The following is a 26,800-nucleotide window of genomic DNA, read 5'->3' as shown; positions in this document are numbered from 1 at the left end:
TCGGTTCGGTGCGGGCCGTCAGCCGGCGGCGTGCGGGTCGATCATGGCGTGGGCGTAGACCAGGCCCAGGCCGTAGGCGCCGCCGTGCTCCTTGACCAGCTCGGTCACCGGGACGTAGGTCTCGGCGCGGGCCCAGTCGCGCTGGAGCTCCAGCAGGACCTGGATCCAGGTGACGGGCACGGCGCCGGCGGCGGTCATCCGCTGCAGGGCGTGCTCGTGGGCCAGCGGGCTGACGCCGCCGGAGGCGTCCGAGACGACGTAGACCTCGTAGCCCTGGGCCAGCGCGGACAGGGCCGGCAGGACGAGGCAGACCTCGGTCCACAGACCGGAGAGGACGATCTTGCGACGGCCGGTCGCCTTGACCGCCTCGACCAGGGCCTCGTCCTCCCAGGCGTTCATGCTGGTGCGGTCGATGACCTCCTGGTCGGGGAAGACGGCCCGCAGCTGCGGGAGGAGCGGGCCGGAGAAGGACTCGGCGGCGACGGTGGACAGCACGGTCGGCACGTCGAAGATCTTCGCGGCCTTCGCCAGGCCGACGGTCGCGTTGATGATCGCGGTGCGGTCGCCGCTGCCGGTGCCGAAGAACATCTGCGGCTGGTGGTCGACGAACAGCATCATCGCGTTGTCGGGCGTGAGCAGGTCGGGGCTCGGGGCGGCGTGGACGGTGGCGAAGTCGACCATGGGTCTTCTCTTTCCTTGGCAGTGCACAGAATTGACGTTCCATCAGGCTGCCCCGCGATCGGCGGGGCGCCTCCGTCGACGACGCTAGGGCGCGGCGGCCCGGGTGTTCTGCTCGCTGTGCGCCCGGGACTGTCCCGACAACGCACGGCCGTTCGGACCGGGCCGGCCGACCGCCACAGTGCGCTGCGGGGCAACCGCCCATGCGCTGCGGAAGCCCTTCGCGCGCCGTCTGCCGCCTAGGTTCGGACGCCACCGAACGAAGGGACCCCCTTGTCCACCATGCCCGTCGCCGGAATCCGCCCCGGCACCCCCGAGCAGCCCGCCGACCTGGTGGTGCGCAACGCCAAGGTGCACACCAACGACCCGCGCCGCCCCCGGGCCACCGCCGTGGCCGTCCGGGACGGACTGGTCCAGGCGGTCGGCGACGACGCGGACGTCGCCCCGCTGGTCGGCCCCGGCACCCGGGTGGTCGACGCGCTCGGCCGCCGGGCCGTCCCCGGACTCAACGACGCGCACCTGCACGTCATCCGCGGCGGCCTCAACTACGTGCTGGAGCTGCGCTGGGACGGCGTCCCGACGCTGCGCGAGGCCCTGGCCATGCTCCGGCTGCAGGCCGAGCGCACCCCGCCCGGCCAGTGGGTGCGGGTGGTCGGCGGCTGGTCCGCCGACCAGTTCGCCGAGCGGCGCCTGCCCACCCTGGCGGAGCTCGACGCGGCGGCGCCCGACACCCCCGTCTTCGTGCTGCACCTCTACCAGTCGGCGCTGCTCAACCGCGCCGCGCTGCGCGCCGCCGGCTTCACCCGGGACACCCCGGACCCGGCGGGCGGCCAGATCGTGCGCGGCCACGACGGCGAGCCCACCGGCCTGCTGATCGCCGCCCCCGGCGCGCTGCTGCTCTACTCCACCCTGGCCAAGGCGCCGACCCTGGACGAGGCCGACCGGATCGGCTCCACCCGGCACTTCCTGCGCGAGCTGAACCGCTTCGGCCTGACCTCCGCGATCGACGCCGCCGGCGGCTTCCAGAGCTTCCCCGAGAACTACGGCACCGTCATGGAGCTCGCCCGCCGCGGCGAGCTGACCCTGCGCATCGCCTACCACCTCTTCCCGCAGACCGCCGGGCAGGAGCTGGACGACCTCACCCGCTGGGTCGAGACCGTGCGCCCCGGGGAGGGCGACGCGTGGCTGCGCCTCAACGGCGCGGGGGAGAACCTCACCTGGGCCGCCGCCGACTTCGAGAACTTCACCGAGCCCCGGCCGCAACTCGGCTCCTACGAGACGGAGTTCGAGAAGGCCGTCCGGCTGCTGACCGAGCACGGCTGGGGCTTCCGGCTGCACGCCACCTACGACGAGACCATCCGCCGCGACCTCGCCGTCTTCGAGAAGCTGGCCGCCGAGGGCCTCTTCCCGCAGGGCAACCGCTGGCTCTTCGACCACGCCGAGACCGTCAGCCCGGACAGCCTCGACCGCATCGCGGCCCTGGGCGGCGCCGTCTCCGTGCAGAACCGCCTCTCCTTCCAGGGCGAGGCCTTCGTCTCGCGCTACGGCGCTGCGGCCGCCGCCGAGGCGCCGCCGCTGCGCGCCATGCTGGACCGGGGCCTGACCGTCGCGGCGGGCACCGACGCCACCCGGGTCTCCTCCTACAACCCCTGGGTCGCCCTGCACTGGCTGGTCTCCGGCCGGGCGGTCAGCGGCCGGCGCCTCGCGGCCGCGCACAACCGGCTCGGCCGTGAGCAGGCCCTGGAGCTCTACACCCTGGGCGGCGCCCGCCTCACCGGCGAGGAGGAGGTCAAGGGCCGTCTGACGGTCGGCAGTTACGCCGACCTCGCGCTGCTCAGCGCCGACTACTTCACCGTGCCCGAGGCCGACATCCCGCACATCGAGTCCGTCCTCACCGTCGTCGGCGGGCGGATCGTCCACGCCACCGCGGAGCACCAGGGACTGGCCCCGGAGCCGCCCGCGGTGACGCCCTCCTGGAGCCCGGTCACCCGCTTCGGCGGCTACCACGCCACCCCCGCCCCCGGCCCGACCGGCGTCCGCCAGGCCGAGGGCGTGCTGGAGGCCGTGGCCGCCTCCGGCGAGCAGCACGCCTGGCGGACGGCGCGCGGCCTCGCCCTGCCCGGGCAGCCGCAGGCGCCGCTGGACCCCTGCTTCTTCTGACCTTCTGCTTCTGACCGCGAGCCGCTTCCACCCGGGGGCACCGCCGGACCACGGCGGTGCCCCCGCCCACGTTCCCCCCACCGTCCGAGGAGCCGTCGTGACCACGCCCGTACCCGATTCCCGCCCCGCCCCGCCGCCGCCGGTGCCCGGAGCGGAGATCCACGACCGCCACCCGCTCGCCCTGGCCCTGTTCGGCCTCACCCTGGTCAGCGGCCTGATCGACGCCGTCAGCTACCTCGGCCTCGGCCACGTCTTCACCGCGAACATGACCGGCAACGTCGTCGTCATCGCCTTCGCGCTCGCCGGAGCACCCGGATTCTCCGTCCTCGGCTCGTCGATCTCGCTCGCGGCCTTCCTCCTCGGCGCGCTCCTGGCCGGCCGGCTGGCCACCCGGTACGCCGGAACCCGGCGCTCCGCCCGGCTGCGCACGGTCTTCGTCCTGGAGGTCGCGCTGTACGGCGCGGCGGCCGCCGTCGTCTTCGCCCGGGGCGCGGACGGGCCCGCGCGGGACGCCGTGATCGCCCTGCTCGCCCTGGCGATGGGCATCCGCAACGGCACCGTCCGCGGCCTGGGTGTGCCGGACCTCACCACCACCGTGCTGACCCTCACCCTGACCGGCCTGGCCGCCGACTCCCGCCTCGCCGGCGGCGCCTCCCCCCGCCGGCGCCGGAAGGTCCTCTCCGTCGCCGCCATGCTCGCCGGCGCGGCCCCGGGCGCCGTCCTCGTGCTGCACGGGCAGACCGCCTGGGCGCTGGTCGCCAGCGCCGTCCTGGCCGGCGGCACCCTCCTGCTCTACCGCGAGTGACGGGCCTTCGGCAGGACGGCTCGCGGCCGCCCGTCCCTCCCGGGGCGGGCGGCCGCTGCCGGTGCGTCAGGCGGACGCGGCGCCCCGCAGCCGCTCGGCGGCGGACTCCGGGCTGACGTCGGTGACGAAGGCGTCGAGCCCGGACTCCACGCCGGCCAGGTACTTGAGCTTGCCGGGCGCCCGCCGGATGGTGAACAGCTCCAGGTGGAGGGCGAGTTCGGCGCCGCCCTCCTTCGGCGCCTGGTGCCAGGCCGAGATGTACGGGGTCCGGTTGGGCGCCGCGCCGGGCTCGGCGGGGAACAGCGCGTCGAAGCGGCGCAGCAGGTCGAGGTAGAGACCGGGGAACTCGGCGCGTTCGGCCTCGTCGAGCGCGGTGAGGTCGGGGACCCGGCGGTGCGGGTAGAGGTGCACCTCGTACGGCCAGCGGGCGGCGAACGGTACGAAGGCGGTCCAGTGCTCGCCCCGGAGCACCAGCCGCTCGGGGGACTCCCGTTCGACGGCGAGCAGGTCCTCGAAGAGGTTCCGGCCGGTGCGGGCCCGGTGCGCCTCGGCCCGGGCGATCATCCGGGTGGTGCGGGAGGGGACGAAGGGGAAGGCGTAGATCTGCCCGTGCGGGTGGGCCAGCGTGACGCCGATCTCCGTGCCGCGGTTCTCGAAGCAGTACACCTGCCGGACGCCGGGCAGGGCGGACAGCGCCGCCGTGCGGTCCGTCCAGGCGTCCAGCACGAGGCGCGCACCGGGTTCGTCCAGGTCGGCGAAGGAGGCGTCGTGGTCGGAGGTGAAGCAGACCACCTCGCAGCGGCCGTCGCCCGGCCGGAGGGTGTGCAGCGGTTCGTCCCGGGCCGCGACGTGGTCGGCGGCGCCCGTGGCGAGCGAGGGGAAGCGGTTCTCGAACACCGCGACCTCGTAGTCGGCGGCCGGGATCTCGCTGAGCCGCCCGTCGCGGGAGGGGCACAGCGGGCACTCGCCGGCCGGCGGGTGGTAGGTCCGCTGCTGGCGGTGCGCGGCCACCGTGACCCACTCGCCGAGGACCGGGTCGAGCCGGGTCTCGGAGAGGCTGGCGGCCGGCTCCAGCGGCCGCCGGTCCACGAGGTCGCGGGCCGCGCCCGGCTCCCGGTCGAAGTAGACGAGCTCGCGGCCGTCGGCCAACGTGGTGGCGGTTCTGTGCACCGCTGTACTCCTTACGCGTGGGATGTCGGCCCGGCAGTCTCGAGCTTCAACAGATTCAAACAGAGATGATCGCTTGTCAACAGGCATCGTGGCTGGTGGCGGCTGCTCCGGGCGGCCGACTCGGCCCGACTGAACATGGACATCGCAGATGTTGACCGCGAGGGCGGTCGTGTTTGATTATGTCGGAATTCGCGTCCGTTCGCTGCACCACGGCACGAACGGGAACCACGACGAGCACCAGGCATGGAGCTGACACATGACCGACGAGGCCGCCGCCGACTTCGAGACCGTCCACGGCGCACGCCCGAGCGGCGTGTGGGCCGCCCCCGGCCGGGTGAACCTGATCGGCGAACACACCGACTACAACGACGGCTTCGTCCTGCCCATCGCCCTGCCGCACACCACCCGGATCACCGCCCGCCGCCGCGCGGACGGCCGGCTGCGCCTGTTCAGCGCCCAGGGCGACGGCACGATCACCGACCTCGCGCTCGACCGCCTGAAGCCCGGCGTCGTCACCAGCTGGGCCGCCTACCCGGCGGGCGTGTTCTGGGCGCTCGCCGAGGCCGGACACGCGATCGGCGGGGCCGACCTGTTCGTCGACAGCGACGTGCCGACCGGGGCCGGGCTCTCCTCCTCGGCCGCCCTGGAGTGCGCGACCGCCGCCGCGCTGAACGACCTGTACGGGCTCGGCCTGTCCGCGCCGGAGCTCGCCGTGCTCGCCCAGCGGGCCGAGAACGCCTTCGTCGGCGTGCCCTGCGGCGTCATGGACCAGATGGCCTCCGCCTGCTGCACGGACGGCACCGCGCTGTTCCTGGACACCCGGACGCTGGAGCAGCGGCACGTCCCGCTGGACCTGGCGGCCGCCGGGCTGCGGCTGCTGGTGATCGACACCCGGGTCAAGCACGACCTCGGCGACGGCGCCTACGCCGCCCTGCGGGCCGGCTGCGAGCGGGCCGCCGAGCTGCTCGGCCTGCCCGCGCTGCGCGACCTGAGCGCCGCCGACCTGCCGGCCGCCCTGGACCGGCTGCCGAGCGAACTCCGGCCGCTGGTACGGCACGTGGTGACCGAGGACGCGCGCGTGACGGCGACCGTCGAGCACCTGGACGCCGGCCGGATCGCCGAGCTGGGGCCGATCCTGACGGCCGGACACGCCTCGCTGCGCGACGACTTCGGGGTCTCCTGCGCCGAGACGGACCTCGCGGTGGAGGCCGCCGTCGCGGCCGGGGCGCTGGGCGCCCGGATGACCGGCGGCGGCTTCGGCGGGTCCGTCATCGCCCTGGTCGCGGCCGCGCGCGTGGCGGAGGTCTCGGAGGCCGTCCGGGCGGCGTTCCGTTCGGCGGGCTTCGCCGAGCCGGTCACCTTCACCGCCGTCCCCTCGGTGGGCGCCCGCCGCACGGCCTGAGCCCCCGGCGTCAGCCGGCGGCCGGGACGACGACGAGCTCGCCGACCGCCTCGGCGAGCACGCCGCGCGCCGTCGCGGGCAGGGCGTCGTCGGTGATGAAGCAGTCGACCTCCGCGAGGGTGGCGAAGCTGCTCAGGCCGACGACGCCCCACTTGGTGTGGTCGGCCACCACGACGGTGCGCCGGGCGGAGGCGATCAGGGCCCGGTTGGTCTGCGCCTCGGCCAGGTTGGGCGTGGTGAGGCCGGCCTGCTCGCTCACCCCGTGCACGCCCAGGATCAGCAGGTCCACGTGCAGCGAATGGATCGTCTGGTCCGCCAGGGCGCCCACCAGGGCCGCCGAGCGGGTGGGCGAGCCGCCGGTCAACAGCAGCGACGGGACGGTCTCCCTCCCGTCGCTCCCGGCTGCCCACAGCAGGTCGGCGATCCGCAGGGAGTTGGTCACCACCGTCAGCTCCGGGACCTCCAGCAGCCGGGAGGCGACCGCGTAGGTCGTGGTGCCGGCCGAGAGGGCCACCACGCTGCCCGGCTCCACCAGTCGCACCGCCGCGTCCGCGAGCGCGGCCTTGGTGCCCTCCTCCAGTGCGGACTTGGCGTCGAAGCCGGGCTCGAAGGCGCTCGCCGTCCCGGTCGCCACCGCGCCGCCGTGCACCTTCTCCACGGTGCCCTGGCGCACCAGCGCGTCGAGGTCCCGGCGGATGGTCATGTCGGACACGCCGAACTGCTCGACCAGTTCGGCGACCCGGATCGCGCCGGTGCGGCGGATGGTCTCCAGGATCAGGGCCTGGCGCTGGGCGGCGAGCAAGGTCTGGTCAGCCACGAAGGACCTTTCGATCGGACGAGCACGTGGGGCTGGGGCGTTCTCGTCGGCGACCGGGAACGCGGCGGGGCCTGCCCGGGCCATTATCCCAGGGCACCGGCGGGCCCTCGGGCCGGGGCCGAACGGGACCGCCGGTGCCGCGGGCAGTCGCGGCACCGGCGGTCCGGCGGCGGTCCGGCCGGGTCCTCCCCGGCCGGCCCCGCGGCCCGCGAGTCGGCGCGGTGGGGGGCGCCCCGGCTCGCGGGAGTTCCTGCGGTCAGGCGGGCAGGCCGACCGCGCGTTCGCGGTTGCGCCGCTGCTGGATGACGACGGCGGCCACCAGCAGGGTGCCCTGGGCGACGTTCTGCCAGAAGGCGTTGATGCCCTGGACGGTGAGGCCGTTCTGCAGTGCGCCGAGCAGCGCGACGGCGAGCAGGGTGCCGCCGATGCTGCCCTTGCCGCCCTTGAGGGCGCAGCCGCCGAGCGCGGCGGCGGTGATCGACTGCAGCTCCAGGCCCTCGCTGCCGGAGACCGGCTGGCCGCTGCCGGTGCGGGCGGTGAGCAGCACGCCGGCCAGGGCGGCGACGGTGCCGGAGAGGGCGTACGCGGCGATCAGGTACTTGTTGAGGTTGATGCCGGCCAGTCGGGCGGCGGTGTCGTTGCCGCCGATGGCGTAGATGTTGCGGCCGATGTCGGTGTACGTGAGCAGGGCGTGCACGGCGGCGGCGGTGAGGATCAGCAGCCAGACCATGGTGGGCAGGCCGGCGATCTTGCCCCGGCTGAGGAAGACGAAGACCGGGTCGTTGAGCACGTAGCCCTGGGCGCGGCCGTCCGAGACGAGCTGGGCGACGCCCTTGTACGCGGCCAGTCCGGCGAGGGTGGCGATGGTCGGGTTGACCCGGCCGTAGATGATGACGGCTCCGTTGAACAGGCCGATGGCGGCGCCGATGGCGAGCGCGGCGCCGATGCCGAGGTAGGGGTTGCTGCCGGTCGAGGTGAAGACCATGGCGCTGGTGACGGAGGCCAGGCCGGCCTGGGAGCCGACCGAGATGTCCAGGCCGCCGCAGATGATCACCACGGTCTGGACGACCGCGAGCAGGCCGGAGATGGTGGCGGCCTCGGCGATGACCTGGATGTTGTCCCAGCCGACGAAGTTCTCGTTGAGCGAGCCGAAAAGGGCGACGACGGCGACGAGGGCGCCGATCAGGCTGAGGTTCTGTCCGCCGATCGCGGCGAGCAGGGCGCGCGGGCCGCCGGACCGCACGGGCAGGGCGCCGGTGTCCGGCGCCGGGGTGGTCGGGGGAGTGGCGGTGGTCATCGGGTCTCTCCGGTCTGGGCGGTGCTGGCGAGGTCGTCGGCCGTGGCGAGGTCGTCGGCCATGGCGAGGGCGAGGATGGCCTCTTCCGTCGCCTGGTCGCGGGTGAGTTCGCCGGTGGTGCGGCCGTTCTGCATCACCACGACCCGGTCGGCGAGGCCCAGGACCTCCGGGAGTTCGGAGGAGATGACCAGGACGGCCGTGCCCTCGCGGGCGAGGTCGGCGATGATCTGGTAGATCTCGGCCTTGGCGCCGATGTCGACGCCGCGGGTGGGTTCGTCGAGGATCAGCAGGTCGGGTTTGCGGGCGAGCCAGCGGGCCAGGACGACCTTCTGCTGGTTGCCGCCGGACAGTGTGCGGACCTCCGCCTCGATGGAGGGGGCGCGGACCCGCAGCCGGTCGGCGTACTCCTGCGCGAGGTCCTTCTCCTGGCGGCGCTTGACGAACCGCCACCGGCTGAGCCGGCGCAGGCTGACCAGCGAGGTGTTGTCCCGGATCGTGCGCTGCAGGAACAGGGCCTGGGCCTTGCGCTCCTCGGGCGCCAGGCCGATGCCGGCGGCGATGGCCGCGCGCGGGTCCTTCAGCCGCAGGACCCGGCCGTTGAGGGCGACGGTGCCGGAGCGGATCGGGGCGTCGCCGGCCAGGGCGAGGGCGAGTTCGGAGCGGCCGGCGCCGATCAGGCCGGCCAGGGCGACGACCTCGCCGGCCCGGACCGTCAGACTGATGTCGCGCACGTCGTCGGTGGTGACGTCCCGGACGTCCAGGACGACGCGGTCGGTGGCGACCTGCTGGCGGACGAACAGCGAGGACAGGTCGCGGCCGACCATCAGGCGGACCAGCTCGCCCTCGTCGGTGTCGGCGGCCCGGACCACCCCGGCGACCCGGCCGTCGCGCAGCACCGCGATGCGGTCGGCGAGCCGGAAGATCTCCTTCATCCGGTGCGAGACGTAGACGACGGCGATGCCCTCGTCGCGCAGCCGCCCGATCAGGGCGAACAGTGCCTCGACCTCGTGCTCGGAGAGCGAGGAGGTCGGCTCGTCGAAGGCGATCGCGCGGGGCGGGACGGCGCCGGTCAGGGCCCGCATGATCTCGACCAACTGGCGCTGGGCAGCGGTGAGTTCGGAGCCGAGCAGGTCGGGGTCGAGGACCTTGTCGAAGCCGAGGCGGGCCAGGTCGGCGGTGATCCGGCGGCGCAGCTCGGCGCGGTCCAGGCGGCGCAGCCCGGCGCGGGGCAGCGAGCCGGCGTAGACGTTCTCGGCGACCGGGACGTGCGGGATGATCTCCGGTTCCTGCGGGATGATCCGGATCCCGGCCCGGCGGGCGTCCTGCGGGGAGTGCAGGTCGAGGGTCTGGCCGTCCAGCAGGACGCGCCCCTCGGTGGGGCGGTGGTCGCCGGTGAGGATGCGCAGCAGGGTGGACTTGCCGGCGCCGTTCTCGCCCATCAGCGCGGTGACCTGCCCGGGCGGGAAGGAGACGGTGACGTCGGTCAGCGCCTGGACGCTGCCGAAGCGCTTGGACACGCCCTCGGTGCTCAGGCCGGCGGAGCCGCCCGGTGGCGGCGGGGGCGTCGGTTCAGGTGGGGTCATCGGGGCCTCGTTGGCGGTGCGGTGCGGGCGGTGCGGACGGTCTTCGGGAGCGGCGGCGGTGCGGCGGGGCCGGTGCGGGCCCGCCGCACCGCCGGCTCGACGTGGCGTCAGTGTGACGCCGGCTGCGGCGTCAGCTGCAGGACACGCCCGCGGACTGCCAGGTGGCGGCGTCGACCATCTTGGTGGGGGCGAAGGCCTCCTTGGGGAAGTCCTTGCCGTTCTTGAGCTTGTCGACCATGGTCTGGACGGCCAGGGCGCCGACGTCCTTGCCGCTGATGAACAGCGCGGCCTTCATGCCGGAGGGCTTGCCCGCGGCCCAGTCCTTGCACGCCAGGTAGGCGCCGAGGCCGACGCCGTCGATGTCGTCGGGGCTGATCCCGGCGTTCTGCAGGGCGGTGACGGAGCCCTGGACGTTCTCGTCGTTGCAGCCCCAGGTCACCCAGTGCTTGACGCCGGGGTTGGCGGTGATGGTGGCGGCCACCTTGTCCTGCGCGCCGGTCGGGGTGTTGTCGGTGGCCACGTCGATGGTCCGCACGCCCGGCACGGCCTGGTCGAAGGCGTCCTTGGCGGCCTTGACCCGGTCGCCGCAGACCGTGACGTCCTGCTTCCAGGCGGAGATGACCCGGGTGTCGGCCGCGTTCCAGCCGGCCTTCTTGAACTCCTCGGCGGCGCGCTGGCCGACCTGCTGGCCCATCTGCTGGCCGGAGAAGCCGATCCGGGGCACCAGGTCGCCGGCGGCGCACTGCGCCGGGGCGGGGCCGCTGACGCAGACCTGGTCGTCGGAGGTGAGCAGCGCGGCCTTGGCGTCCCGGGCCGTCTGGACCACCTGCGGGCCGACCGCCGGGTCCGGCACCACGATGATCAGACCGTTGCTCTTCTGCGCGATCGCGGCCTGCACCTCACTGACCGTCTTGTTGGCGTCGTTGCCGAGGTTGACGACCTTCAGGTCCGCGCCCAGCTCGGCCGCCTTGGCCTTGGCGCCCGCCGCCTCGTCCACGAAGTACTGCTGGTCACCCTGCTTCTGCAGGTAGGTGATCGAGACCTTGCCGGACACCGGCGCCACCGAGGCGTCGCCGCCGGAGGAGGTCTGGCCGGTGGAGCACGCCGTCAGGCCGACGGAGGTGACCAGGCTCAGTGCGGCGAGCGAGGCCAGACGGGCACGGAGGGAGAGGTGCATGGTGGTGGGCTCCTGAGGGTGTGAGTCCGATCGACTCAGAAGCAAACAGAGTCGATCATAAAACATCGCAATCAAACGCGATGGATCAACAGGAAACGCCCAGCTCAGGCTTGAGTCAAGCGTGGCTTTGCCTGCGGGCCACTTTCGAAACCGTCTCGTTATGCCAGTCCAGCCCGGCGCGCTGGGGAAGCGTGCGAATCGGCGGGTCAGGGCTGTTGATTAGTGTTGGAAGTTGCGTCTACGCTCCTGCGTGGCCTGCCGGGCATGCACCCGACAGCCTAGGGGCGGCGGTCGGCCACCCCGTTCTTCCCCCGCTCGTCCCCCCACTCCCTCCCCACCCAGGAGACCACCTTGGGACGCACCCGCCTGCCCTCGAAACTCCGTACGGCCCTCGGCGCCGCCGCCCTGCTGCTGGGCGCGCTCGGCAGCCTGGCCACGACACCGGACGCCCGGGCCGCGACCCCCGTCCAGACCGCCGTCACCCTCGACGGCACCAAGCCCGGCCTCACCTTCGACGGGGTCGGCGCGATCTCCGGCGGCGGCGGCAACTCCCGCCTGCTGGTCGACTATCCGGAGCCGCAGCGCAGCCAGCTGCTGGACTACCTGTTCAAGCCCGGCTACGGCGCCTCGCTGCAGGTGCTGAAGCTGGAGATCGGCGGCGACACCAACTCCACCGACGGCGCCGAGCCCAGCATCGAGCACACCCGGGGCACCGTCGACTGCCACCAGGGCTACGAGTGGTGGCTGGCCGAGCAGGCCATGGCCCGCAACCCCGAGATCAAGTTCTACGGCCTGAGCTGGGGCGCCCCCGGCTGGATCGGCAACACCGGCAGCGGCGGCAACTTCTGGTCCCAGGACACCGTCGACTACCTGATGTCCTGGATGGGCTGCGCCGCCCAGCACCACCTGAACGTCTCCTACCTCGGCGGGTGGAACGAGCGCGGCTTCAACGCCGGCTGGTACGAGAACCTCAAGAGCGCGCTCCTGTCGCACGGTTACGGCTCCACCAAGGTCGTCGCCGCCGACGACACCTGGGCCGTCGCCGACGCGATGGCCACCGACCCGGCGTTCCGCAACGCCGTCGACGTCGTCGGCGTGCACTACCCCTGCGGCTACCTGGGCAACTTCACCAACTGCCCGAGCACGCCCACCGCCCAGGGGCTCGGCAAGCCGCTGTGGGCGAGCGAGAACGGCTCCGAGGACGCCAACGACGGCGCCGGCGCGGTCGCGCGCGGGATCAACCGCGACTACCTCGACGGCCGGATGACCTCGTTCATCAACTGGCCGGTCATCGCCGCGCTCTACCCCAACCTGTACTTCTCCACCGACGGCATGTCGATCGCCAACCAGCCCTGGTCCGGCGCCTACACCATCGGCAAGACCACCTGGGTCACCGCGCACACCACCCAGTTCGCCAAGCCCGGCTGGCGCTACATCGACGCCGCGAGCGGCTACCTCGGCGGCGCGCGGACCAACGGCAGCTACGTGACGCTGAAGTCGGCGAACACCACCGACTACAGCACCGTCGTGGAGACCGTGGACGCCACCGCCGCCCAGACCGCGAGCTTCACCGTCACCGGTGGCCTGTCCACCGGCGCCGCCCACGTCTGGTCCACCGACCTGGGCTCCACCGACCCGTCGCAGTGGTTCGTCCACACCCAGGACGTCACGCCGAAGAACGGCACGTACACGCTCACCCTCCAGCCCGGCCGCGTCTACACCGTGACCACCACGACCGGCCAGGGCAAGGGCACCGCCACCCCGCCGCCCGCGGCCCCGATGGCGCTGCCCTACGCGGACGACTTCGAGACGCCGGCCACCACCACCTCGCCGACCTACTTCACCGACATGAACGGCGCCTTCCAGACCGTCCCCTGCGGCGGCGGCCGCACCGGCACCTGCCTGCGCCAGATGGCCCCGACCTCGCCGATCCGGTGGACCGACGAGAAGCACGACGCCCCGTACACGATCATGGGCGACGGCAGCTGGTCCAACTACACCGTCAGCGCCGACACGCTCTTCGAGCAGTCCGGCGGCGTCGAACTGCTCGGCCGGGTCAACCAGCAGGGCCGCAACAACAACGGCCTGAACGCCTACCACCTGCGGTTCAGCGACACCGGCGCCTGGTCCATCGACAAGAGCGACACCGCCTGGAACTTCACCACCCTCGCCAGCGGCACCACCACGGCCCCGGGCACCGGCCACTGGCACACCGTCGCGCTCTCGATGCAGAACACCACCCTCACCGCCAGCATCGACGGCGTCGCGGTCGGCAGCGCCACCGACGCGAGCTTCACCAACGGCCAGGCCGGCCTCGGCGTGGCCGGCTACCAGACCCACCAGTTCGACAACTTCAAGCTCACCCCCGGCACCCCGGCCACCCACACCGGCCCGATCGCCTCCGCCCTCCCCGGCAAGTGCGTCGACGGCAACTCCGGCGCCGGCGGCACCGCCGTCCAGCTCTGGGACTGCAACGGCGGCGGCGCCCAGGTGTGGACCTGGTCCAACGGCACCCTCACCCACAACGGCAAGTGCCTCGACGTCACCGGCGCCGCCACCGCCAACGGCACCCCGGTCGAACTGTGGGACTGCAACGCCGGTGCCAACCAGCAGTGGACGCCCCAGCCGGACGGCACCCTGAAGAGCACCCAGTCCGGCCGCTGCCTCGACGACCCGGGCTTCGCCACCACCAACGGCACCCGGCTGGCGATCTGGGACTGCAACGCCGGCGCCAACCAGCGCTGGACCCTGCCCTAGCCGACCGCCGAGGACGGCCCCGGACGGCACCCGGCCGCCCGGGGCCGTCCGCCGCCGCGGGCTCGCCCCCCGCCCGCCGCGGACGTACCGTCGAAGGAGGACGACGCTCCAGCGCACGGATGGTGACGGCCGCAGCGTCCGGCCCTGCGCACGCACAACGCCCGGACGGCCGGCCGCCGGGAAGGCTCAGCGGCGATGGACCCGAAGACACTCCTGCAGAACGTGTCCGGCCTGCTCTGGCACCTGGCCGACGCGGCCGTCCGATCGCTCACCGACCCGCTGGCCGGGCTGAACAAGCTCACCGGCCAGCCCCCGGCCCTGCAGGACAGGCTGCTGGAGCCGCTGGCCGCCCTTCCCGACCACGACGCGTTACTCGGGCTGGTCCGCGACCTGTTCGGCGACGTCACCGACGCCGGATCGCCCGTGCGCGCGCACGGGTGGCAGCGCGACGCGAAGTCCGCGCGGGGCCTGGCCCTGGTGCTGACCGAAGGAGCCGCCCGGGCCGTCGTCGCGGCGACCCCCGGGCCGAGCGACAGCGGGCCGACGATCGACGTCGTCGTCACGCCGGGCGCCGACCTCCGTCCCACCCTCGGCAACGCCCCCTGGTCGGTGACCGTCGAGATCCGGACGCCCCAGGACGCCTGGGTCGCCACGTACTTCCCCGGCGCCACACCCGAGCCACCGGCCGGGACGGCCACCCTCACCGCCCGGCGGGGCGCGTTCGGCATCGGCCCGGCCGACGGCCCGCACGTCTCGATGGACGCCCTGACCGTCACCCTCACCGCCTCGCCCACCGCCCCGCTCGGCGTCGACCTGCGCGTCGAGGGCTTCCAGGCCGCCGTCCTGCCGCCCGCGCTCGCCGACTTCCTGGGCGACGGCGGCGGCCCGGCGACCGGGAAGACCGCCTTCACCGTCCGGCTCAGCCGCGCGGAGGGCCTGCGGTTCCAGGACGGCGGGGCGCGCCTGGCGCTCCCGGTGGGCCTGGACCTGCCGGGCGTCTCCACCCGCGGGTTCGCGCTGGAGCTCGACGAGGACCAGGACGGCATCGCGCTCCGGCCGACCTTCGCGGCCACCGCCAAACCGCCCGTGCTGCCGCTGAACGCGACCATCGACGGCCTCGGCCTGCGCGTCCCGCTCCGGCTCCGCTCCGACCGGATCGGCGTCGACCCGGCGCAGCTCCGGGCGGACTTCCCCACCGGCATGGGCATCGAGCTCGACGCCGGGCCGGTCTCCGGCGGCGGATCCGTCCTGGAGACCGGCGCGTCCGGTGACGGCGCGTACGCGGGCGTGCTGGACGCCGACCTCGGCTTCGCGCGGGTGAAGGCGTTCGGGCTGCTGCAACTGCCGGTCGCCGGGCGGGACCTGTCGTTCCTGGTCCTGCTCGGCGCCGAGTTCGGGTTCCCGGGGATCGAGCTGAGCTTCGGCTTCGCCCTGGACGCGGTCGGCGGCCTGCTCGGCTTCGACCGCCGGGCCGACGACGAGCACCTGCGCCAACTGGTCCTGGACGGCAACGCCGACCGCATCCTCTTCCCGGGCGACGCGGTCGCCCGCGCCCAGGAGATCGCGGGTTCGCTGGAGGCCTGCTTCCCGGTGGCGCCCTCCCGGTTCGTCGTCGGCCCGATGGTCCGGATCACCTGGGGCGGCCGGATCCTCGCGCTCTCCGCCGCCGTCGTCCTCGACCTGCCGGAGCCCGTGCGGGCCCTGATCCTCGGCCGGCTGACCATCAGCCTGCCCGACCCGCTCGTCCCGCTGATCCGGCTGCAGGCCGAGGTGTTCGGCACGATCGATCCCGGCGTGCCCGAGGTGGAGGTGCTGGCCTCCCTCACCGGCTCGTGGATCGTCGGCATCCCCGTCTCCGGGGACTTCTACCTGCTCTTCCGCGGCGGCAAGGACGCCGCGTTCGTGCTGTCCGCCGGCGGGTTCCACCCGCGCTTCGTCCGACCGCCCGGCGTGCCCGCGCTGCGCCGCCTGGCGATGGACCTCGGCGGCGGAGGCCTGGGCCTGCGCGCCGAGGCGTACCTCGCGCTCACCTCCAACTCGCTGCAGTTCGGCGCGAAACTGAGCCTGGACGCGACGATCGCCGGCTGCGGGGTGGAGGGCTCCCTCGGCCTGGACGCGCTCTTCGTGTGGGAGCCGAGCCTCGCCTTCTCGGTCCACGTGTTCGCGAGCGTCGCCGTGCTGGCGTTCGGCCACCGGCTGGCCGGCGTCGCGCTCGACTTCACCCTGGAGGGCCCGGCGCCCTGGCACGCCTTCGGCAGCGGCAGCATCTCGGTGCTGTTCTGGGACGTCTCGCTCGACTTCGACGAGCGGTGGGGCGCCCCGCCGGCCGTGGCGCCGAAGGCGGACGAGATCCTGCCGCTCCTGCTGGCCGCATTCGCCAGGCCCGACGTGTGGACGGCCGCGCGGCCGCCGGGAGAGCGGTCCCCGCTGCGCCTCACCGACCAGGCGAACACCGCGCTGGCCAAGGGCGAGGTCGCCCACCCCGACGCGACGTTCCGGGTGAGCCAGAAGGTCGTCCCGCTCGACACCGCGATCACCCGCTTCCACCGGGTCCACATCCCCGAGCAGACCTGGCGGATCGTCCCCGTCGTGGGGGCGCACGACGACACCCCGCTGCGGCCCGTCGACCGGACCACCGAGCAGTTCGTCCCCGGCGAGGTCTTCGAGCTGACCGACGAGCAGCAGCTCACCCGGCAGGGCTTCGAGGAGCTTCCGAGCGGCGCCGTGCTCTCCGACACCGACGTCCGGCCCGGCGCCCGGCACCGGGTCACCGACAGCTACGAGACCGTCTACGAGGTCGACACCGACTGGTTCAGCGGGACGACGACGCCGCCGCCGGACGGGCGCAGGCTGGCGGGCACCGGCCTGTTCGAGCTGGAGGGCTTCGCCCGCCCCGTCCGTGCGGCCGAGCGGGTCGACCGCTGGCGGGCGGCGCAGCGGCCGGTCGGCGCCCTGAAGGTGGAGTTGCCGCGATGAGTCAACGCTGGTTCGTCTCCTCCGTCACGTTCGGCGCCCTGGCCGACGCCGTCTCGGTCACCGGGGCACGGCCGTCGTTCGACCCGGCGGTCAAGATCACCCGGACCCTCAAGGACCAGCCGGGCGAGACCTTCCCCGACCGCCCGGGCCCGAGCCTCCAACTGCTCGGGCCGGGCGACACCCTCGGGTTCGACCAGGCCGCCGTGGTCCGGCAGGAGCCCCCCGCCGGCAGCCCGAACGGCGTGGCCGAATACCTGGCCCAGGTCGAGTTCTCGGACGCCTCGCTGCCGTGGCTGCTCAGCCTGCCGGGCCCCGCCACGCTGCCGTGGCTGGTGCTGCTGGTGCTGCGCGAGGACGAGGGCGCCCTGCAGCCGGGGAGCCCGCTGCCCGTCGTCGACGTCCCGGGAGCCGCGCTGCCGGACCTGGCCGACTCGTGGGCGTGGGCGCACGTCGAGGCCCGGATCGAGGACGGCGACACACCGGAGGCCGCCGTCACCCGGGACGTCCGCACCGGTCTGGACACCGTCGTCTCGCGGCTGATCTGCCCGCGCAGACTGGAGGCCGACCGGGGCTGGCTGGCCTGCGTGGTGCCGGCCACCAAGGCCGGCGCCGCCGCCGGGCTCGGCGCCGACCCGCCGGCCGACGGGGCCGCGCAGGCCTGGACCGCGGGGCAGGCGCAGGTCCGGCTGCCGGTCTACCACTCCTGGCGGTTCCGCACGGGGGACGACGGCTCCTTCAAGGACCTCGCCCACCGGGTCCAGCCCGTCGCGAGCCGGAATCTGCCCGACTTCGGCAGCCGCACGGTCGACGTCCGGTGCCCGTGGCCGCTGCGCGACCTGCTCGGGGACGGCACCCCCGCGCGGCTCACCGTCCCCGTGCGCGGCGCCCTGCGGGTCCCCGGCACCGACACCGCCGACGAGCAGTGGAGCGATCCGGCGAGCATGCTGCGCTTCCGCGAGATCCTCAGGGGACAGCTGGACGCGCCCGGGCTGCGGCACGACCCGGCACGGGTCGAAGCCCCGGTGGACCGCGACGAGAAGGCCGTCGCCCCGCCGCTGTACGGCAGCCACCACACCGGTGTGCAGGCGGTGCCCGAGGACGGCTGGATGAACCGGCTGAACCTGCGGGTGAAGTACCGGATCGCGGCCGCCCTCGGCGCCCGGTACGTCCAGCTGGAGCAGGAGTTCCTGATGGCCCGCGCCTGGGAGCAGATCGGCGCGGTCACCGAGGCCAACCGGCTGCTCGCGGCGGCGGAGCTGGCCACCGAGAGCGCCCGGGCCGCCCAGGACAAGCACCTCGGCGGGCTGGACGCGGCGGCGCTGCCGGAACTCTCGCCCTACCAGGGCGTGTTCGGCTCCGGCGCGGGGAGCGGCACGCTGGCGGACGCCCTGGCACCCTCCGCCGTGCCGAACGGCGTCGCCTCGACGGCGTTCGTCCGGCTGACCCGCCGCGGCGGCGCGGTGCACCGCCGGACGGGACGGGCTGCGCGGGACGTGGCCGCCGGCGTGCTCACCACCGACGCCTTCGTCGACGGGGCCCTGAAGGCGACGAAGTCCTCCCTGCCGTCGATGTGGCTCGCCGGCGCGGAGCAGGCACAGCTGCCCCCGCCCGCCGAGGTGGTCCAGGGGCCGCTGGCCACGTCCACCGTCGTCGGCGACCCGTCGGCCGTGTTCGCCTCCCAGACCCTCAACGAGCTCCTCTCCACGATGCGGATGCTCGCCGAGGACTACCGGGACTTCCAGCAGTTCGACGCCCCCCGGGAGAAGTTCCAGGCCCTGTTGGTGAAGGCGCAGGCCGCGGCGACCGACCGCGACCCGCGGTCGATGACGCAGCCCGCCCTGGTGCGCGGGGTCGGCCGGATGATGAGCGTCGAGCCCCTCGCGGCGCCGCTGTTCACGGCGGCCGACCCGGGGCCGACCGCCCGGGCGCTCATCGGCGAGGTCCGGGACGCCGTCCAGCCGGTGCCCCTTCAGGTGGGCCGGATGGTCTCGCTGCTCGGCCCCACGGTGATGCGGGACCGCACCGAGGACGACCGGCCGCTGCGCCCGATCATGGCGCACCCGGAGTTCGGGTTCCCGATCGCGGCGGAGCTGGTCAGCCGGTGGCCGGAGTGGGCCGTCCCGGGCGTCTCCGCGTTCCCGGACGACGCCGCCACCCTGCTGGAGCCCAACCCGGCGTTCGTGGAGGCCCTGCTGGTCGGCCTGAACCAGGAGTTCAACCGCGAACTGCGCTGGCGGGAGTACCCGACCGACGAGGCGGGCACCCCGTTCTCGCGGTTCTGGCCGCCGGGCGGTGCCCGGCCCGGGTACGGCGAGATCGCCCGCTGGGCGACCGGCGACGAGCTCGGCTCGCACGACCCCCACCAGGGCGACGACCTGCTGGTGCTGCTGATCCGCGGCGAAGTGCTGCGCCGCTACCCGGGCACCGTCGTCCTCGCCGCGAAGTCGGTGGACCGCACCGTCGAGGGCCCGGACGTGCGGTGGCAGGAGCCGGCCTTCGTGCTGCCGGTGGACGAGCGCACCAACCTCTACGGCTTCGCCGGTCTGGCGGCCGCGCAGGCGGTGGCCGAGCACTGGATGTTCGTGCTGCGCGAGCCGATGCGCGGGGTGCAGTTCGGCTTCGACCAGCCGACCTCCCCGCCGTCGGCGTTCACCTCCTGGGCCGATCTGACCTGGGACCAGGTGCCGACGGTCAACGGCTTCGTGGTCCCGCGGGTCGTCGACGGCAAGCCGCCCGCGCCCGCCGGGCTGGTGGACCCGCGCACGTGGCCGGGCCCGGACGCGGCGGACTTCGCGAGGATCGTCTTCCGGCCGCCGTTCCAGGTGGCGTTCTCACCGCAGCGGATGATCGGCGGCGCGTGATCGGAAGCGGCCCGGTCCGGTCCGGTCCGGACCGGCTCGGTCCGGCCCGGTCAGGGCCAGGTCTCCGAGGGCCGGACGATGTCGAAGAGCAGCCCGCTGGAGCTCTCGCCGCAGCCGGGGTTCTTCTCCCGCCGGACCCACGGGTGCCAGGAGCCGTCGTACCAGCGCGCCAGCACCGGGCTGCGGGTCACCTCCGCCCCTTCGCGCGGCACCTCCTCCTCGGGCACGGACGAGTCGGGCCGCAGCAGCCGGCCGAGCGGCTGCGAGCTCGCCCCGGGCTGGTTCAGCTGCACCAGGACGAACCGGATCGACGCCAGGGCGATCGCCTGCGGCACCAGCGGCAGCCAGTAGTCCGGCACGACGGTCTGCACCCCGTAGGAGCCGGTCCCGCTGGACTGCGAGCTCTGCGCTGCGGTGCACGGCGTGCCCTTCGGTGCGGTGCGCAGCCAGCGCTCCCGGCGGTCGACGAGTTCACCGCGGAGGTCGGTGACCGACTTCTCGATCGCCCACGCGAGGTTCGCCAGCTCGTCCCGGGCGAGCAGCACCGTCTCCAGCCGCTCGCCCACCGCGCCCTGCCCCGAGGGCATGACCAGCAGGCCGTCGTCGGTGCCGGTGACGGTGAACAGGTTCCAGCCCGCGTCCGCGCCGCCGGCCCGCCGCACCGTCCGGGTGTCGCCGAACGAGTCGGTGACCACGATGCCGTCGAGCGTCGTCAGCGAACCGACCGGCACCTCCAGCGGGAAGAGGAACCAGTCGTTCCCGTAGACCTCGCCGAAGGCGATCACCAGCAGCCGCCCGGTGTCGAGCGCGGACACCTCGGCCGCGCCGAAGTCGACCTGGGCGTCCTCCATCTCCCAGAACCGGTCGGCCGGGATCCCGCCGAACCGTACGGTCGCGGGGACCACCTCGTGGCTGAAGGGCAGGTCCGGCGCCGCGGCCGCCGGGCCGGCGCCCGGATCGAGGTCGACGCTGAACCAGTCCAGGCCGTCGCCGAGGTACTCCTCGGCGTGGAAGACCTTCGTGCCGCAGCTGAAGTCGGCCCGGTGCTCGAAGCGGTGCGGATCGAACGTGTCCGGGGTGTCGACCGGTGCGATGCCGCGCCACCAGGCCAGCCAGCGGGCGCCGACCTCGGCGAGCCCGTCCACCCGCAGCGCACCGGCGACCAGGTCCGCGGCCAGCTTGCCGGCGTCGGGCACCCGGGGCGCGAGGAGCGTGACCAGGCCGGCCGGCGGCCCGGACGGCGCCGGCACCGGGTCGAAGCGGTACACCGCGAGGACCCGAGGCAGCGCGGACGACAGCCCCGCCTCGTCCAGCAGCCGGACGAAATGGGCCCCGCCCTCCACCCGCGTGTACTCGTCCGGCTCGGTGGCGCCCTCCGACTCCACCAGGGCGTCGAGGGGGCCCGAGGCCGGGTCGTACGGCACCCACGGGTGCACCTCCCGCACGCCGGGCGCGGCGGCCGGGCGCCAGGCCGAGATCGGGGTGCTGCGCCCGCTGACCACGGCCAGGACGGGCGAGCCGGCGTCCTGCCCGGCGAACTCCCCGAACTGCCACTGGCGGGCGAGCGCCCACGCCGGATCGTGGACCCGGGCCGCCAGGCCCGTCGCCACCTCGTCGGTGCGCGACAGCGGCTCCAGCCGGTAGCGGTAGGACCCGCTCTGGTCGACGTGCTCGCGGGGCATCGGTCAGTCCTCCGCCAGGTCGATCCAGAACTGCCTGATCGCGGCCGCCAGGTCCGTGATACCGCCGTCGCCCACCCGGCAGGCCGGGAGGATGTTGTCCAGCAGCGGAAGGTCGGCGAGGTCGACGGCGCGCATCTTGGCCAGTTCGAGGGTGTCCCGCACGACGAGCGCGAGGCCGTCCGCCGTCCAGCCGCGGGTGGTGTCGGGCGGCACCGCGATCAGCACCGCCTGCGGGGCCTTGGCGTCGGGCCGGTCGAAGTGGAACGACACCCCGGTCAGCTCCGACTCCGCCGCGACGACGTCCGCTGGGGCACCGTTCGCCGGGACGCCGTCCGTCCGCGCCCGTTCGGCGGCCAGGGCGTCCGCGCCCGGGAGGACCTCGACCCACTCGTCGAACACCATCCCCGCGACCGGCCCGCCGTCCGGCAGGTCGGCGACGGTGTGACGGACCAGGTGCCGGCGGGCCGGCGGCCGTGCGAGCGGGTCGAAGCGGCCGCCGATCCAGGCGCCGTCCGGCGGCAGCTGCGAGGCGGACAGCCGGCTCGCCCGGCCGGCCCGGGCCTCCGCCAGCAGCAGGGTCTCGTACCAGGTCCGCACGGCGGGACGGACCTTGGCGAACCGGCGCACCCAGTCGGCCACCGCCGACCCGGTCGCGCCGTCCGCCGGCGGCGGCAGGGCGGTGCCGGAGAGCACCGGTGTCAACGGGATCCCGGCCCCGAGGAACTCCGCCAGCACCCGGGTGACCTCGCCGAGCCAGCCGGGGGCGGTCGAGTCCGCCGTCAGCGCGTCGAGCCGGGCCGGGTCGCCCTCGATCCCCAGCGCGTCCCGCTGCTCGGGGGTGCGGACGTTCGCGACGAACTCGGCCACGCGGGTGCGCACTTGATCGAGTCCCGGGACCGCCTGGCCCGCCGGCGCCCCCGGATCCGGCGCGGCCGGGTCGTCGACCAGGTGGGACGGCAACAGCGGACCGGCGCCGAGCAGGAGCCCCTGGATCCGGCCGGCCACCGCGCGCAGCTCGTCCCAGCCCTGCCCGAACCCGACCTCCGGGCCCGCGGCCCCGCTCAGCTCGCGGATCCTGGCCCGCAGCCGCCGGTGCACGGTGCCGGAGACGTCCAGCACGAGACCGAGGGCGCTGAACCCCACCTGGTCGAGCGTCACGGTGAACGGACGCGGGGCCGGCCCGTCCGCGACCGTGCCGGACAGCGTCCAGCCGGCGGCCGGGCCGAGCAGGTCGGCGATCCAGGCGTCGACCCGCGGTTCGAGCGCCGAGAAGGCGTCCGTTCCCCAGCCGGCGGGTCGCGCCGGGTCGCTCGGCAGCACCGCCGCGATCCGGTGGGTGACGGCCCGCCCGCGGTGCGGGGTGCGCAGGACGTCGATCCGGTCCGGCACCTGCTCGCCACTGCCCAGCGTGTCGGCGGCGAGACCGGCGCGCATCGGGTTGCCGCCGACCAACTGGTGGACGCTCTCGGCCAGCAGCAGGTCGCTCACCGCGTCGAGCGCCTGCACCAGATCGTCCAGCATCGGCCGGGTGCCCGGGTCGGCGGCCGGAAAGCCCTTGGCGGCGAGGACCGCGTCCACCCTGCCCGCGCCGTGCGCCCGGGCGAGGGCGACCCCGTCCACCACGTTCCGGGCGGCGATCGCCTCGGAGCTGCGCTCCCACAGGGGGTCGGGGCCGGGCGTGCCGGTCGGGGGCGCCGGGGCGACGGGTACCGGGAACGCCTGGCGGAAGGCGTCCTTCTGCTGGTCCAGGTGCGCCTCGTGCAGCGCCCGCTCGAACCGGTAGCCGAGCAGCGCGCCGAGGTTCTGGCCCCGGTGGACGCCGCCGAGCAGCCGGCGGGCGGTCCTGGCCCGCCGGGACGACAGGTCGACGGCGAACGGCGAGGCCGAACCGTCGGCGGGCGGGGTGGTGTCGCTGTCGCCCCCGGGTGCCGGGGCGCCCTGGTGGGCGAGGAAGCCCGACCGCAGCACGGCGGCGGTCGCCGCGTGGTGCAGCGAGGGCGCGTGGAGGAACCCGTCCGACGGCCTGGCCGTGCCGGGGTAGAGGTTCTCCACCCAGCCGTACCCGCCGATCCGGACGCCCCGCACGCCGGCCGCCCGGGTCTCGCCGAGCCGCCGAGTGGCCAGCGAGGTGGCCCAGGCGTCCCACCGGTGGGAGCAGACGTCCAGCAACTCGAAGGCGAGTGGCAGGTAGTCGTCCGCCGGGACGTCCGCGAGCGCCGTCAGCCCGGCCAGCACCGTGTCGGCCGCCGGAAGTCCGGAGGTGGCGGCCGCCAGCTGGTCGGCCAGCTGCTGTGCGGAGGCGGTGCCCGACTGCCGCATGGCGATCAGCAGGTCGACGGCGGAGGGGATGTGGTAGGCGAGGTCGACCACGTCGTCGGGGTGGCTGCTCCCGAAGGACACGAACAAGCCGTGGAGGTCGGAGTTCAGCATCACGAGGACCAGGTCGGTGGCCCCCTGCGGGGGCGGGAAGCCGAATTCACCGAAGATCGTCGGCGGCCGGGTGGGGGCGGGGTTCCCGTCCGCGGTCATCGGCCAGCGCGTGAGGAACTGCTCCTGGGTCAGCTCGCCCCTGAGCAGCCCCACCGCGTCGGCGAGGCGCCGAGCGCTGTTGGCGAACAGGGCCGCGTACTTGTCGGCGTTCGGCGCGAGCCGCCGCGGGACAAGGGCGTAGTCCGGCGGCTTCGTGTTCGACGTCCAGGCGAGGTTGCTGATGAGCTCGGACGGGAGCGCCCACCGCAACCCGGACCGGATCCCGCCCAGCGCCACCGTCGGAGCGGGTGCGCGCAGGCTGATGCCGTCGAACCTGATGAGACCTCCCCGGGAGGTGAGTTCGCGCCGGATGACGATGTCGTTCGACACCGGCAGCCGGGTGAGGATGTCCGCCGCGATCCAGTCGGCCGGGGTGCCGTCGGTGACCCGCGGAATCCAGCCCGGGGTCAGCGCGGCGCGCCAGTGGTGCCGCAGCCGCTGCAGCCAGGGCACGATCAGGGCGTCGGCCCCGTCCGGGGCGGCCGGCACCCACTCGTCCAGCGCCGTCACCGGGAGCAGCCCGTACGGCTGCCGCCCGACCCGCACGGTCGGCAGCGGACCGCGGCTGCGCACGTGGTCGGCCAGGTGGCTCCTGATCGTCAACCACTGGGCGTTGCGGTCCTTGAGGACCGAGCCCCGGGGATTGTCGTCCGTCAGGACGGCGTCGCTCCGGACCTCGTCGACGAGGGTCCACCAGCTCAGCAGCGACAGCGCGGCGATCGCGCTGTCGCCGTCCCGCGCGGCCCCCGCGCACTCGCCGAGGAAGCTTCCGTCGCCCAGGCCGAGCGCGTCCGCGAGGCGGGCCCCGTCCGTCCCCTTCAGCAGTGTCGGCGGCGGGCCGGGGGGCATCGGGGTCGGCCGTGCGGACCACGCCGTACGGGTGTCGGGCGTGTTGTTCGTCGGCGCCCCCACCGGCAGGACGTCGAACCCGTCGCTGAACAGGTGGCCCTGCAGGCACTGGCCCAGCCGTTCGGCGCCGGCCTCCGGTTCCAGATCGCTCACCCCGATGACGAAGAGCTGGTCCAGGTGGTCGTAGCCGGGCGGCAGGACCAGCTCCGCCGCCATGCCGACGTCCACCGCGGTGCGGAAGTCGACCGCCCACTCGGCGTGTTGGTGGTCGGGCGCCGCCTCGTCCGCGGCGAGCAGGCCGAGCGGCAGCGGATCGGGAATGTCCACGCCCACCTGGTCGACGACCGCCCGTCCGTCGACCAGTCCGAGGAAGCGCCAGCGACTCGGCAGCGTCGTGACCCGGGGGGCGCGCCGGGGCCCGGGGTCGCGCAGCTGCGGAGCGGTCGCGGCCCCGGGACGGGCTGCGCGGGTCGCCCAGGCCGCCCGGGGCGCGCTGACCACGCGGAGCAGGTCCTGCCACGCCTGCGCACCGGGTGCCTGCCAGTACTTCTGGGCCGCGTCGAGTTCCGCGGGGGTCAGCCGGGGCTCGAAGGAGTCGACGTGGATGTCGTCGGGGTAGACGCGCGCCTTGATGCTGCGTCGGTCGGCGGACCACTTGGTCTCGATCCGCACCGGCAGCAGGGCGATGGGAACGGAGGTCCGCCGGCCGAACAGCGGGGCCTCCGCGTCGAGCGAGTCGGCGAGCCGCTGGGCGGCGGCGTCGACCTTCGCACCCAGCGCCGCCAGGTCGCGCAGTCGGTTGCTCTGGCCGTTCTCCTCCATGCGCAGCTTGTTGCTGGCGGCGCTGAACAGCGGCACATCCGAGGCCGGTTGGCTCGCCACCCAGGCACGGACCCGCTCCAGCGTGACGGCCCTCGCGTCCGCGTCCAGCTGCGCGAGGTCGTGCTCCAGCCGGGCGTCGTCGAGCGCCCGGCGCAGCCCGAGGGCGCTCTCCCGCGGGACGGTCACGGGGGAGAGCGTCACGATCAGCCCGCCGGGCGATTCGATCTGGGTGACGGTGCCATCGGGGGCCAGGCCGATCGCAACGGGGGCGCCGGGCTCCCCGATCGGGTTGAGTGCCCACTGCGGGGCCGGTATGAGCGTGAGCTCGTGCGTGGTGGTGCGCGAGAGCGGGGCTTCGGCCGGACCGAAAAACTTGGGCTTCAAGTCGAAGGGAAGCGCCCGGCCGTCAACGATGAGCCGGTACCCGAAGACGGTCAGCGTCCGCCAGGACGCCCTGGCGAAGCCGGCGAAGGCGTCGTCGATCACGATCCGGCCTTGGCGGGTGAGGCCGAACGTGAAGGGGGACATCCCATCCACCAGGAAGAACGCGTATTCCCCGAACGGGATCAGTGCCAATTCGTTCGTGTCGGTGCGGGAGAGGTTACCGCCCGACCAGTTGGGCAGTTCTGGTGTCAGGCCGTGGGAGAGTTCTCTCGCGTCGAGGGTGATGGTGAATCCGTGAATCACCATCGACCGGTCGGTGACCTCGGCGAAGCCCAGAAGGGTCGGGTCCAGAACGACCCGGCCGTCATGGGTCACGGCAAACCCGTAGTCCGTATTTCCTCTGGAGAGCTGGAACGTGTAGGCCGGCGCGGGTAACAGTCGGACGTCGTGCGCCGTCTCCCGCGACAGCGTTCCCGCGCCGGTGGTGATGGCCAGGAGCAGATCGTGCGACAGGGCGCGGGCGTCGATCGTGACCGGGAATCCGTGCAGCACCAGCGTGGTCGTCCCGCGGCCTTCGAGGAAGCCGTCGAAGGTCGCGTCGAAATCGACGGTGCCCTCCTGGGTGACCTTGAAGTGGAAGCTCTCCTCTTGGTCGGACACCTGCGCGACGCTGTAGACCCCGGGCGCCAGGGAGATCGTCGGTGCGGCCGACCCGTCGATGGACGGGACGTTCAGCCCGGCGATCATGAACTGCGGGAAGGTGAGGCTGCTGCTGTCAATGCGGATGTCAGGCATCTCATGAGCCCCAAGGCTGCAGAGGTGATGGGGGCCTCACTCCCCAGGGTTTCGCA

At 74.1% G+C, this 26,800-nt stretch carries 14 protein-coding genes; 6 read left to right on the top strand and 8 right to left on the bottom strand.

Going from position 1 to position 26,800, the window contains the following annotated elements:
* Nucleotides 1-18: 18 nt before the first annotated feature.
* A complete protein-coding gene (locus VM95_RS01150) occupies nucleotides 19-681 on the bottom strand; it encodes a hydrolase (protein ID WP_045692000.1) in 663 nt (220 codons plus the stop codon).
* 279 nt (nucleotides 682-960) lie between these two features.
* Here VM95_RS01150 and VM95_RS01145 point away from each other — a divergent pair, with 279 nt between their 5' ends.
* Both VM95_RS01145 and VM95_RS01140 read left to right on the top strand, forming a co-directional pair.
* On the top strand, nucleotides 961-2,838 hold the full coding sequence (locus VM95_RS01145; protein WP_208615384.1) for an amidohydrolase: 1,878 nt from the start codon (nucleotides 961-963) through the stop codon (nucleotides 2,836-2,838).
* A gap of 97 nt (nucleotides 2,839-2,935) precedes the next feature.
* Nucleotides 2,936-3,643 carry a YoaK family protein gene (locus VM95_RS01140; protein WP_425265270.1) on the top strand — a complete coding sequence of 236 codons (708 nt, stop codon included), beginning with the start codon at nucleotides 2,936-2,938 and terminating at the stop codon, nucleotides 3,641-3,643.
* 66 nt (nucleotides 3,644-3,709) lie between these two features.
* Here the strand turns inward: VM95_RS01140 and galT are convergent, their stop codons facing one another.
* On the bottom strand, nucleotides 3,710-4,813 hold the full coding sequence (gene galT, locus VM95_RS01135; RefSeq protein WP_045691998.1) for a galactose-1-phosphate uridylyltransferase: 1,104 nt from the start codon (nucleotides 4,811-4,813) through the stop codon (nucleotides 3,710-3,712).
* 256 nt (nucleotides 4,814-5,069) lie between these two features.
* Between galT and galK the strand changes: the two genes are divergently transcribed.
* Nucleotides 5,070-6,215, top strand: coding sequence for a galactokinase (gene galK / locus VM95_RS01130; RefSeq protein ID WP_045691997.1), 1,146 nt, complete (start codon nucleotides 5,070-5,072; stop codon nucleotides 6,213-6,215).
* A 10-nt stretch (nucleotides 6,216-6,225) separates the two neighbouring features.
* Here galK and VM95_RS01125 read toward each other — a convergent pair whose 3' ends face one another.
* From VM95_RS01125 to VM95_RS01110, 4 genes are all read right to left on the bottom strand, one after another.
* On the bottom strand, nucleotides 6,226-7,032 hold the full coding sequence (locus VM95_RS01125) for a DeoR/GlpR family DNA-binding transcription regulator (protein WP_045691996.1): 807 nt from the start codon (nucleotides 7,030-7,032) through the stop codon (nucleotides 6,226-6,228).
* 256 nt (nucleotides 7,033-7,288) lie between these two features.
* Nucleotides 7,289-8,329 (bottom strand): ABC transporter permease, encoded by a 1,041-nt coding sequence (locus VM95_RS01120; RefSeq protein ID WP_045691995.1) that lies wholly within the window; start codon nucleotides 8,327-8,329, stop codon nucleotides 7,289-7,291.
* Entirely contained in the window at nucleotides 8,326-9,912 is a 1,587-nt protein-coding gene (locus VM95_RS01115; RefSeq protein WP_045691994.1) for a sugar ABC transporter ATP-binding protein, read from the bottom strand. Before VM95_RS01115 ends, VM95_RS01120 begins: the two co-directional genes overlap by 4 nt.
* Nucleotides 9,913-10,042: 130 nt before the next feature.
* On the bottom strand, nucleotides 10,043-11,089 hold the full coding sequence (locus tag VM95_RS01110; protein WP_045691993.1) for a substrate-binding domain-containing protein: 1,047 nt from the start codon (nucleotides 11,087-11,089) through the stop codon (nucleotides 10,043-10,045).
* Between the two features lie 351 nt (nucleotides 11,090-11,440).
* Between VM95_RS01110 and VM95_RS45050 the strand changes: the two genes are divergently transcribed.
* From VM95_RS45050 to VM95_RS01095, 3 genes are all read left to right on the top strand, one after another.
* On the top strand, nucleotides 11,441-13,846 hold the full coding sequence (locus VM95_RS45050; protein WP_279616808.1) for a ricin-type beta-trefoil lectin domain protein: 2,406 nt from the start codon (nucleotides 11,441-11,443) through the stop codon (nucleotides 13,844-13,846).
* A gap of 195 nt (nucleotides 13,847-14,041) precedes the next feature.
* Nucleotides 14,042-16,822: a DUF6603 domain-containing protein gene (locus tag VM95_RS01100; protein ID WP_052707070.1), complete on the top strand. Its 2,781-nt coding sequence runs from the start codon at nucleotides 14,042-14,044 to the stop codon at nucleotides 16,820-16,822.
* Entirely contained in the window at nucleotides 16,819-19,683 is a 2,865-nt protein-coding gene (locus VM95_RS01095) for a hypothetical protein (protein ID WP_045691992.1), read from the top strand. The genes VM95_RS01100 and VM95_RS01095 overlap by 4 nt, the downstream gene beginning before the upstream one ends.
* 50 nt (nucleotides 19,684-19,733) lie before the next feature.
* On the opposite strand, the gene VM95_RS41145 is transcribed toward VM95_RS01095, so the two are convergent.
* Both VM95_RS41145 and VM95_RS01085 read right to left on the bottom strand, forming a co-directional pair.
* Nucleotides 19,734-21,365: a hypothetical protein gene (locus VM95_RS41145; protein WP_045691991.1), complete on the bottom strand. Its 1,632-nt coding sequence runs from the start codon at nucleotides 21,363-21,365 to the stop codon at nucleotides 19,734-19,736.
* A 3-nt stretch (nucleotides 21,366-21,368) separates the two neighbouring features.
* Entirely contained in the window at nucleotides 21,369-26,744 is a 5,376-nt protein-coding gene (locus VM95_RS01085; RefSeq protein ID WP_045691990.1) for a hypothetical protein, read from the bottom strand.
* Nucleotides 26,745-26,800 lie beyond the last annotated feature (56 nt).

Source organism: Streptomyces rubellomurinus (assembly GCF_000961885.1).
GTDB lineage: Bacteria > Actinomycetota > Actinomycetes > Streptomycetales > Streptomycetaceae > Kitasatospora > Kitasatospora rubellomurina.
The sequence above is the reverse complement of the archived record's forward strand: the minus strand, read 5'-3'. Positions and strand labels throughout refer to the sequence as shown.